Here is a 10,476-nt window from a genome sequence, read left to right as displayed (position 1 = left end):
GCCCGGTTACATTCCGAACCCGGAAGCTAAGCCTTACAGCGCCGATGGTACTGCAGGGGGGACCCTGTGGGAGAGTAGGACGCCGCCGAACAATTATTCTAGAGAAGCCCCCGCCGGGTGAACCGGTCGGGGGTTTCTCTGTTGTAAGGTCAACATGCAATTGTCGTCACACGGGACAGGAGGCCCCCGGGTGGAGGTCCAGGAGACGCGGGTCCAGACCGATCGCGTCCTCACCATCCCCAACATGCTGAGCATGGGCCGGCTGGTCGGTGTTCCGCTCTTCCTCTGGCTCATCCTGTGGCCGGTCTTCGACGGCCCCAACAATGACGGTTGGGCGCTGTTGATCCTGATGTTGAGCGGGATCAGCGACTACCTGGACGGAAAGCTCGCCCGGCGGTGGGGGCAGATCAGCCGGGTGGGGCAGCTGCTCGACCCGCTGGCCGACCGGCTCTATGTGCTTTCCACGCTGGTCGGACTGACCTGGCGTGAGATTCTGCCGTGGTGGCTCACTGCGATCCTGTTGGCCCGTGAGGCGTTCATCGCCGCGCTGCTTCCGATTCTGAACCGGCACGGCTACGGCCCGCTCCAGACGAGTTTCCTGGGGAAGGCCGCGACCTTCAATCTGATGTACGCGTTTCCGCTTCTGCTGCTCGGCAGCGTGGACAGTTGGATCGCCCGGCCGGCCGAGGTGGTGAGCTGGGCGTTCATCTGGTGGGGGACGACCTTGTACTGGTGGGCCGCGATTCTTTACGCGGTCCAGGCGAGGCAGATCGTCCGGGCGAGCACCTCGGGCTCGGCGTCCACGATCTGAGACCTGATCTGAGAGAAGCCCCACGCCTCATCGGTGCGTCGGACGATACCTTCCGGGTAGACAACCCTCTGGAACGGTTTGATGGACCTGCTGGTCCACCACCGCGAAGGAGGACGCACCCGTAATGAAAGCCGTTGTAATGGCAGGGGGCGAGGGCACCCGACTCCGTCCGATGACCTCCAGCATGCCGAAGCCGCTGCTTCCGGTCGCCAACAGGCCGATCATGGAGCACGTGCTTCGGCTGCTGAAGCGGCACGGCCTCTCCGACACAGTCGTCACCGTGCAGTTCCTGGCATCACTGGTCAAGAACTACTTCGGTGACGGCGAAGAGCTGGGCATGCACCTGACCTATGCCCACGAGGAGACGCCACTGGGCACTGCGGGGAGTGTCAAGAACGCCGAGGACGCGCTCAAGGACGATTCCTTTCTGGTGATCTCCGGAGACGCGCTGACCGACTTCGACCTCTCGGAATTGATCGACTTTCACCGCAGCAAGGACGCTCTGGTCACCGTCTGCCTCACGAGGGTGCCGAATCCACTGGAGTTCGGCATCACGATCACGGACGAGGAGGGGAGGGTCGAGCGATTCCTGGAGAAGCCGACCTGGGGGCAGGTCTTCTCCGACACGGTGAACACCGGTATCTACGTGATGGAGCCCGAGGTCTTCGACTACGTGGCGGCGGGCGAGTCCGTCGACTGGTCGAGTGACGTCTTCCCGCAGCTGTTGAAAGAGGGCAAGCGGGTCTACGGCTATGTCGCCGAGGGCTACTGGGAGGACGTGGGCACCCACGAGAGCTACGGCAAGGCCCAGGCGGACGTCCTGGAGGGCAAGGTCGACGTCGAGCTCGACGGGTTCGAGATCTCCCCGGGGGTCTGGGTCGCCGAGGGCGCGGAGGTGGACCCGGAGGCGGTGCTGCGCGGGCCGCTGTACATCGGGGACTACGCCAAGGTCGAGGCCGGTGTGGAGATCCGTGAGCACACCGTGCTGGGCAGCAACGTGGTCGTCAAGCGCGGAGCGTTCCTGCACAAGGCGGTGGTGCACGACAACGTGTACGTCGGGCCGCAGAGCAATCTGCGGGGCTGCGTGGTCGGCAAGAACACCGACGTGATGCGGGCCGCGCGGATCGAGGACGGCGCGGTGATCGGGGACGAGTGCCTGGTCGGCGAGGAGTCGATCATCGGGGCGAACGTCCGGGTCTACCCGTTCAAGACCATCGAGGCCGGCGCCGTCGTCAACACCTCGGTGATCTGGGAGTCGCGCGGCCAGGAGCACCTCTTCGGGGTCCGCGGCGTCTCGGGCATCCTGAACGTCGAGATCACCCCGGAGCTGGCCGTACGGCTGGCGGGGGCGTACGCGACGACGCTGAAGAAGGGTGCCACCGTCACCATCGCGCGTGACCACTCGCGTGGTGCGCGTGCGCTCAAACGGGCGATGATCTCGGCGCTCCAGACCTCCGCGATCGACGTCCGTGACCTCGAGAACGTGCCGATGCCGGTGGCCCGGCAGCACACGGCGCGGGGGAGCGCGGGCGGGATCTTCCTGCGGACGACGCCGGGCGTGCCGGATTCGCTGGACATCCTCTTCTTCGACGAACGCGGGGCGGACCTCTCGCAGGCCGGCCAGCGCAAGCTGGACCGCGTCTACGCGCGCCAGGAGTACCGGCGGGCCTTCCCCGGTGAGATCGGGGACCTGACCTTCCCGTCCAGCGTCTTCGACTCCTACGCCGGCAACCTGCTGCGGACGGTGGACACCACCGGGGTCCGGGAGGCCGGACTGAAGGTGGTCGTGGACACCGCGCACGGCAGCGCGGGCCTTGTTCTGCCGAGCATCCTCGGCCGGCTCGGGGTCGAGGCGCTCACCGTCTCCAGCGGGCTGGACGAGGCGCGGCCGACCGAGGACGCGGAGGAGCGCCGGGCCGGTCTGGCCAGGCTCGGCGAGCTGGTCGCCTCCTCGCGGGCTGCCTTCGGCGTGCGGTTCGACCCGGTGGGCGAACGCGTCGCGTTCGTGGACGAGCTCGGCCGGGTGATCGACGACGACCGGGCCCTGCTGGTGCTGCTGGACCTGGTCGCGGCCGAGCGGCGCAGCGGACAGGTGGCACTGCCGGTGACCACCACCCGGATCGCCGAGCAGGTGGCCGCGTACCACGGAACCCAGGTCATCTGGACCACGACGACGCCGGACGACCTCGCGAAGGCGGCCTCCGCCGAGGGAACGGTGTTCGGCGGCGACGGGCGCGGTGGTTTCGTGGTGCCGGAGTTCAGCGGGGTGCTGGACGGCGCCGCGGCGTTCGTCCGGCTGGTCGGTCTGGTGGCGCGGACCCAGCTCACGCTGAGTCAGATCGACGCGCGGATTCCGCAGGCGCACATCCGGCGCCGGGACATCGCGACGCCGTGGGCGGCCAAGGGCATGGTCATGCGCTCGGTGGTGGAGGCGGCGGGCAGCCGTCGGCTGGACACCACCGACGGCGTCCGGGTGGTCGAGGCGGACGGGCGTTGGACGCTGGTCCTGCCGGACCCGGCCGAGGCGGTCACCCACCTGTGGGCGGAGGGCCCCGATGACGAGGCCACCGAGGCGCTGCTGGACGAGTGGGCGGCCGTGGTCGACGGAGCAGGGCGGTGACGGCCCGGGGCTGAGCACGGTCCGGACCTGAGCACGGTCAGGAACCGGGCTCGGACTGCTTCGAACGGTGGGGCGCACGCTGTGATCCGTGCGCCCCGCTGTCCGTTTTCACATCATTCGGAGCAGTCCGTCACTTTCCGTCATGTGTGCAGCGTGTGTGCAGCTCAGGGGCCGTGCACGGGCCCCCTCGGCGACATGGGACGATGGTCTCCATGCCAGCGACGCCGACACCGAGTGCCCCGAACGGACGGTACAACCGTCCGGATGCCTCGATGTCCTTGCTGACCAACGTGATGGACCACAGCCTGGACGAGGGCTACGCGGAGGCGGCCGCCGCGCGCGGTGGTGCCCGCGACAGCCGGATACCCGGCACCGTGCAGGGGCTGCTCACGCTGGGCGCCGGGCTGGCGCTGGTGGGCGCGGTGGTGACGGTGGGCGCGGTGAACGCACACAAGGCCGAGCCGTCGCTGGCCAAGGAGCGGGACGCGTTGATCCACCGGATCAACGACAGCAACACCTCGGCCGACAAGCTGCAGAAGCAGGTGCAGGAGCTGCGGCTCAAGGTCGACAGCACGCAGCAGCAGGCGCTCGCCTCGGGGGACGGCGATCCCGGCGAGGTGACCGGGGCCGTGGGCCTGGGGCAGGTCACCGGGCCGGGCGTGAAGCTGGTCCTGGAGGACGCCTCCGGCACGGGCCTCGGCGGGAACGTCGACCCGCGGGCCGGGCAGGGCTTCTCCAACAGCGGCCGGCTGCGGGACCGCGACCTGCAGCTGGTGGTGAACGGCCTCTGGGGATCCGGGGCCGAGGCGATCGCGATCAACGGCCAGCGGCTGACCGCGCTGTCCGCGATCCGGGCCGCGGGTGAGGCGGTGCTGGTGGACAACCGGCCGCTGGTGCCGCCGTACAGCATCCAGGCGATCGGGGACGGCCCGAAGCTCCTCACTGCCTTCGAGAAGGACATGGCCGGGCAGTACCTGCGGCTGCTCCAGGAGCAGTACGGCATCAAGTCGACGCTCTCCGTGCAGAAGAACCTGACGCTGCCGGCGGCCGTGGGGGTGACGCTGCGGACCGCGCAGCCGGTGACGCCCGAGGCCTCGCCCGCGGTGACCCCGACGGCGCCGAGCGGCTCGCCGTCGGCCGGAGCCGGAACCCAGGAGAGTCCCGGCGCGTCCGTCTCACCGTCGGCCTCGCCTTCCGCACCCGGCTCGCCGGCCGCGCCCAGCGGTACTTCCACCGCCAAGCGGCGTCCGTCCACCGGAACCACCAAGACCACGACAGGGACAGGAGCAGCCAGACCGTGATTGCCGTACTGGGTCTTGTGATCGGGGTGGTCGTCGGCCTCTTCGTCCAACCCGAGGTGCCGGACGCCGTCGTGCCGTACCTGCCGATCGCGGTGGTGGCGGCGCTGGACGCCGTGTTCGGCGGCGTCCGGGCGATGCTCGACGGGATCTTCAACGACAAGGTGTTCATCGTCTCGTTCCTGTCGAACGTGGTGGTCGCGGCGCTGATCGTCTTCCTCGGCGACCAGTTGGGCGTCGGCTCGCAGCTGTCCACCGGTGTGGTCGTCGTCCTCGGCATCCGCATCTTCTCCAACGCGGCCGCGATCCGGCGCCATGTCTTCCGTGCCTGAGCCGGGCCGCGGGACGGCGGAGGAGAAGCAGGAGGCAGCGGCGACCGCGCCGGCCGCAGGGAAGCCGGGTGCGAAGCCGGTGGAGAAGGCGGCTGCGAAGCCCGTCGAGAAGGCCGTTGACGCGCCCGAGCCGGAGTCGGACGGGGAATCCGGGCCGGAGGGGGCGGCGGGCGCGGCCGACGCCGCTGAGGTGGCCGGGAAGACCGCCGAGGCCGAGGAGGCGCCGGAGGAGAGGTCTGACGCCGAGGTTGAGCCCGAGGCCGGTTCGGTGTCCGAGCCGACGCTGCGGCTCACGAAGACCATCGAGCCGGCACCCGGGGCCGAGCCGGAGGCCGACTCCGAGCCCGCGGCTGAGGCGAGCCCCGAGCCGGAGCCCGCGCCTGCCGCCGAGCCCGAGCCGGAGGCGGCAGCCGAGCTCGAACCCGTCCCGGACCGGAGCGCGGGCCGGCGGCGCCTGAAGGCGGCGCTCTGGCCGCCGCGGCTGTCGCGCGGCCAGCTGGTGGTGGCGCTGCTGCTGTTCTCGCTCGGTCTGGGCCTGGCGATCCAGGTGCGGTCGACCAACGACCACCACAGTCAGCTGCGGGGGGCCCGCCAGGAGGACCTGGTGCGGATCCTCGACGAACTGGACAGCCGTCAGCAACGTCTTCAGCAGGAGAAGGCCGAGCTGGAGCAGTCCCTGGCGAAGTTGGAGAACAGCTCCAACCAGGCCAAGGAAGCCCAGGAGCAGACCAGGAAGAAGGTGACGGAGCTCGGCGTGCTCGCCGGCACCGTCAAGGCCACCGGTCCGGGGATCATCCTCACGGTTGATGATCCCCAAGGGCAGGTGAAGGCAGATATGCTGCTGGACACCCTGCAAGAACTTCGAGCGGCGGGGGCGGAGGCGATTCAGATCAACGATGTGCGCGTGGTGGTCAACACCTACTTCACCGACCTGTCGGCCGGTGGGGTGCAGATCGACGGGAAGAAGGTCTCGCAGCCCTACCGCTTCACGGTCGTGGGGAACCCGCAGGATCTGACACCCGCGCTGAACATCCCGGGAGGTGTCGTCCGCACGCTGGAGAGCCACCAGGCGCGGGCGACGATCACCCAGCAGCAGAAGGTGGTCGTCGACGCCCTCGTGGACCCGAAGTCGCCGCAGTACGCCAAGCCGGCTTCGAAGTGACGGGGCACCCGACGAACGGCCCGTCAAGGGCGGGCGGCACCCGCTGCGGGGCGCCGCCGTCACATGGGCGAGACTGGTTCGCACCAGTACGCTCCGGAGCAACAACCGCAGCACCAACCGTCGGAGTACCACTCCAGCGGGCCCGAGCCGCAATGACCGGGCTCGCAGCATGTCCGAGGTTCTCACCCTGCCCCGCGGGCGGGTCTGTCACACGCAAGGGGATTCGCCCGTGAGTTTCTTCTCGAAGTTGTTCGGTCGCAACAAGGGCCGCGACGCGGCCGCCGTCGAGGCGCCCACCGCGCGTCACCGCCGGACGGAGGACGAGCCCGCCGTGCCGGGCATGCGGTCGGCCCCCGAGGCCGCTCCGTACGCCGGCCAGCAGCTGTACCGGGACGGCGGCGCCGCCCAGTTCGCAGGGAATCCGGCGGGCTACGGCGCGTCGGTTGACCCTTCCGGCGAGCCGCGCATAGGTTTCCCGTCAGGACCCTCAACCTCTGGTGGAGGGTTTGCCCCGGACCCGTACGCCGGGCACAACCCGTCGGGTGTGCCGCGCCAGGAGGCTGTGAACATGGCTGGCCCCACTCCGTGCCCCAGGTGCGGCAACCAGAACCCGGCCGCGGCCCGGTTCTGCTCCAACTGCGGTACGGCGCTGCGCGGCGGCCTGCTCCCGGAGGGGGCGGCTGAGACCACGTCGACCATCTCCATCTCCGGCCTGGAGTCGTACGACCCCACCGCCACGACCGGCACCGGCGCCACGCCGGCCCTGTCGGCCGAGGTGCTGTCGGCGATCGACGCGCTGCCGCCGGGCTCGGCCCTGCTGATCGTGCAGCGCGGCCCGAACTCCGGCAGCCGCTTCCTGCTGGACTCGGACATCACCACGGCGGGACGTCACCCGCAGGGTGACATCTTCCTGGACGACGTCACGGTCTCGCGCCGCCACGTGGAGTTCCGCCGCACCCCGGCCGGCTTCAGCGTCGCGGACGTGGGCAGCCTCAACGGCACCTACGTGAACCGGGAGCGGATCGACGAGGTGCCGCTGAACAACGGCGACGAGGTGCAGATCGGGAAGTACCGGCTGGTGTTCTTCGCCGGCCACAACCGGGGGTACTGAAAACGACGTCGGCAGGAGCCCGAGTGAATACGAATACCCCTTCCTCTTCTCTCGGGGCGGCCCCCCCTACCCCGTCCGGTCCGCAGGCGGACCGTGGCGGGCGCGGGGTGGTCGCGGGTCCCCGGCAGCCGGTCCGGGGCGAGCGGCCCGCCGGGCGCCGGCGCGGCGGTGACGATCTGCTGAGCATCGGCGCGGTGCTGGCCTCCCTGCGCGACGACTTCCCCGAGGTCACCATCTCCAAGATCCGCTTCCTGGAGGCGGAGGGGCTGGTGGAGCCGCACCGCACGCCCTCGGGGTACCGCAAGTTCAGCCCGGCCGACGTCGAGCGGCTGGCCTACGTCCTGCGCATGCAGCGGGACCACTACCTGCCGCTGCGGGTGATCCGCGAACACCTGGACGCCATCGAGCGCGGTGAGAGCCCGCCCGCGCTGCCCTCCGCCGGCGACACCCGGCCCGGCCCGCTGGAGGAGGCGGACCGGGAGCTGGTGGCCGTCGGCGAGGTTCCCTCCGGGGTCCGGCTGGGGCGCGCCGAGCTGTTGGCGGCGGCCGAGGCCGGGGAGCCGGAGCTGGCGGAGTGGGAGTACTACGGGCTGGTCGCCCCGGGCCCGGACGGCGGGTACGACGGTGAGGCGCTCCAGGTGGCCCGGCTGGTCGCGGAGCTCGGCCGGTTCGGGCTGGAGCCCCGCCACCTGCGGGCCATGAAGGCGGCGGCGGACCGCGAGATCGCGCTGGTGGAACAGGTGGTGGCGCCGCTGCGCAGGCACCGCAACCCGCAGACCAGGGCGCACGCGGAGGCCACCGCCCGGGAGCTCGCGACGCTGTCCGTACGGCTGCACGCGGCAATGGTCCAGGCCGGTCTGCGGACCCGCGGATAACGGCCGGCACGCCCTGGCGGCACCGGGTGCACCGCGCTGACCAGCGGCGTCGGCTCTGCGCTTTCATATCCGGGAGCGGAGCCATAGGGTTGCCTGTGTGAATGAGCTCGACGTCGTGGGTGTCCGAGTGGAGATGCCTTCCAACCAGCCGATCGTGCTGCTGCGGGAGGTCGGGGGAGATCGCTACCTGCCGATCTGGATCGGCCCCGGCGAGGCGACCGCGATCGCCTTCGCCCAGCAGGGCATGACGCCGGTGCGCCCGCTGACGCACGACCTGTTCAAGGACGTCCTGGAGGCGCTCGGCCAGCAGCTCACCGAGGTCCGGATCACCGACCTGCGGGAGGGCGTGTTCTACGCCGAGCTGGTGTTCTCCGGCGGGGTCGAGGTGAGCGCCCGGCCGTCCGACGCCATAGCGCTGGCGCTGCGCACCGGCACGCCGATCTACGGGAGCGAGGAGGTGCTCGCCGAGGCGGGCATCGCGATCCCGGACGAGCAGGAGGACGAGGTCGAGAAGTTCCGCGAGTTCCTCGACCAGGTGTCGCCCGAGGACTTCGGGGGCAGCGGTCCGCAGTAGGGGGCCGGTCGGGTGGCTGTTTGGCCCGCCCGTTTTGCCAAAAACCGTCCATCTACCCACACTAGGGGCACGAAAAACCACTCTCCTGAGTGATGTGGTTTGTCTGACCCGGCGTGGCGATCGTTGACGGGTCATAGGGGACTGCCTACCGTCAGGAGTGGCTGTCCGGGTGGCCGATGCCCGCAGTCGGGTTGCCCGCAGCACAAGTGGACGGAGGCAGGCATGAGCAGCACCGGCGATGACACGGCCGTGGGAGGCCGGTGCGCCGTGCACATGCCGCGCACCGCTCGCACCGTCACGGATCTCCCCCGGATGGGCAGGTTCCCGGCCGTGCAACCGGGCCAGCCGGCCATCGAGCGGCTGGCCCCGACGTCCGAACTGCTCGGCTTCCGCGGCCCGACGGCCTGCGCGGCGGCCGGCATCACCTACCGCCAGCTGGACTACTGGGCCCGCACCGGACTGCTGGAGCCCAGCGTCCGCACCGCGTACCCGTCCACCAGTCAGCGGCTCTACAGCTTCCGCGACATCCTGCTGCTGAAGATCGTGAAGCGGCTGCTCGACGCGGGCGTCTCGCTGCAGAACATCCGGGTGGCGGTCGCCCACCTCCAGGCCGCCGATCAGGGCGACCTGGCCGGGATGACGCTGATGTGCGACGGCGCGACGGTGTACGAGTGCACCACGCCGCAGCAGGTGGTGGACCTGCTGAAGAGCGGTCAGGGCGTCTTCGGCATCGCGGTCGGGGCGGTCTGGCAGGAGCTGGAGCTCACCCTCGGGCGGCTGCACGCGGAGCGCACCGACACCGGCGAGACCCTGGTCGGGCACGACCCGGCCGACGAGCTGGCCCAGCGGCGCAACCGGGCGGTCTGAGCAGGCGTTCGACGGGGCCGCGGGCCCGGGCGGGGAACCGTTCGGGCCCGCGGCCCCGTCGTGTTGCCTGGTTGACCTGATCGAGGGAGGGCACGTGGGGGTCGGCACCGGGATAGCGGGGCTGCTGAGGCGCAGGGCCGGGCTGCTGGGGACGCGGCTGCGGCAGCGGCCGACGCAGCGCAGGGTGTTCCAGGCCGGAACGGTGCTCTGCTCGCTGGCGCTGGCGCCGAGCGCCTGGGTGTGGTGCGCCGCGGGGGACCGGGTGGGCACGGTGGAGAGCGCGCCCGCCGCGCCGGTCGCGGTGGTCTTCGGCGCCGGGCTGGACCAGGGGAAGCCCTCACCGTACCTGGAGCACCGGCTGGTCGCGGCGATGGACCTGTACCGGGAGGGGAAGGTGCAGGCGATCCTGGTGACCGGGGACAACGGGCGGGTCGAGTACGACGAGCCCGACGCGATGTACACCTACCTGACCCAGCACGGCGTGCCCGAGGACCGGGTGGTCCGGGACTACGCGGGCTTCGACACCTGGGACTCCTGCACCCGGGCGCACCGGATCTTCGGGGTGGACCGCGCGGTGCTGGTCAGCCAGGACTTCCACGTCCGCCGGGCGCTGGCGCTGTGCGAGGCGGCGGGCATCCGCTCGTACGCGGTCGGGGTGCCGGAGCTGCACGACGTGACGTGGCTGTACGGCGGGCTGCGGGAGGTCGCCGGGGCGGGCAAGGCGGCGGCCAACGCCTTGCTACGGCCGGACCCGGTGTTCCTCGGGCCCAAGGAGGACGGCATTCCGAAGGCGCTGGCGGAGGCGGCGAAGAGGTAGCCGCCGGGG

The 10,476-nt window shown here is 70.7% G+C and carries 10 protein-coding genes and 1 rRNA gene; all 11 read left to right on the top strand.

What is annotated here, in order from left to right; translation table 11 throughout:
• A 5S ribosomal RNA gene (rrf, locus tag AB0O11_RS30670) occupies positions 1-91 on the top strand; the annotation flags it as partial.
• A 99-nt stretch (positions 92-190) separates the two neighbouring features.
• A complete protein-coding gene (locus AB0O11_RS30665) occupies positions 191-811 on the top strand; it encodes a CDP-alcohol phosphatidyltransferase family protein (RefSeq protein ID WP_363393488.1) in 621 nt (206 codons plus the stop codon).
• Positions 812-935: 124 nt separating this feature from the next.
• The gene (locus AB0O11_RS30660) at positions 936-3,431 is read left to right on the top strand and encodes a mannose-1-phosphate guanyltransferase (RefSeq protein WP_363393486.1); all 2,496 of its coding nucleotides are present in this window, start codon (positions 936-938) and stop codon (positions 3,429-3,431) included.
• 272 nt (positions 3,432-3,703) lie between these two features.
• The gene (locus AB0O11_RS30655; protein ID WP_363393484.1) at positions 3,704-4,732 is read left to right on the top strand and encodes a DUF881 domain-containing protein; all 1,029 of its coding nucleotides are present in this window, start codon (positions 3,704-3,706) and stop codon (positions 4,730-4,732) included.
• Complete coding sequence (locus AB0O11_RS30650; protein WP_030062488.1) at positions 4,729-5,061, top strand: small basic family protein; 333 nt, start codon at positions 4,729-4,731, stop codon at positions 5,059-5,061. The genes AB0O11_RS30655 and AB0O11_RS30650 overlap by 4 nt, the downstream gene beginning before the upstream one ends.
• Positions 5,062-5,362: 301 nt before the next feature.
• A complete protein-coding gene (locus tag AB0O11_RS30645) occupies positions 5,363-6,223 on the top strand; it encodes a DUF881 domain-containing protein (RefSeq protein ID WP_363393501.1) in 861 nt (286 codons plus the stop codon).
• A gap of 568 nt (positions 6,224-6,791) precedes the next feature.
• Positions 6,792-7,334, top strand: coding sequence for an FHA domain-containing protein (locus tag AB0O11_RS30640; protein WP_363393482.1), 543 nt, complete (start codon positions 6,792-6,794; stop codon positions 7,332-7,334).
• Positions 7,335-7,513: 179 nt separating this feature from the next.
• Complete coding sequence (locus tag AB0O11_RS30635; protein ID WP_363393499.1) at positions 7,514-8,209, top strand: MerR family transcriptional regulator; 696 nt, start codon at positions 7,514-7,516, stop codon at positions 8,207-8,209.
• A gap of 97 nt (positions 8,210-8,306) precedes the next feature.
• Positions 8,307-8,783, top strand: a complete 477-nt coding sequence (locus AB0O11_RS30630; protein ID WP_224276619.1) for a bifunctional nuclease family protein — start codon at positions 8,307-8,309, stop codon at positions 8,781-8,783.
• A 222-nt stretch (positions 8,784-9,005) separates the two neighbouring features.
• The gene (locus tag AB0O11_RS30625) at positions 9,006-9,650 is read left to right on the top strand and encodes a MerR family transcriptional regulator (RefSeq protein ID WP_363393480.1); all 645 of its coding nucleotides are present in this window, start codon (positions 9,006-9,008) and stop codon (positions 9,648-9,650) included.
• Positions 9,651-9,744: 94 nt separating this feature from the next.
• Entirely contained in the window at positions 9,745-10,467 is a 723-nt protein-coding gene (locus AB0O11_RS30620; RefSeq protein ID WP_363393478.1) for an ElyC/SanA/YdcF family protein, read from the top strand.
• The last annotated feature ends 9 nt before the right edge of the window (positions 10,468-10,476 follow it).

The sequence above is a fragment of the Kitasatospora sp. NPDC093102 genome (genome assembly GCF_040683915.1).
GTDB lineage: Bacteria > Actinomycetota > Actinomycetes > Streptomycetales > Streptomycetaceae > Kitasatospora.
The sequence above is the reverse complement of the archived record's forward strand: the minus strand, read 5'-3'. Positions and strand labels throughout refer to the sequence as shown.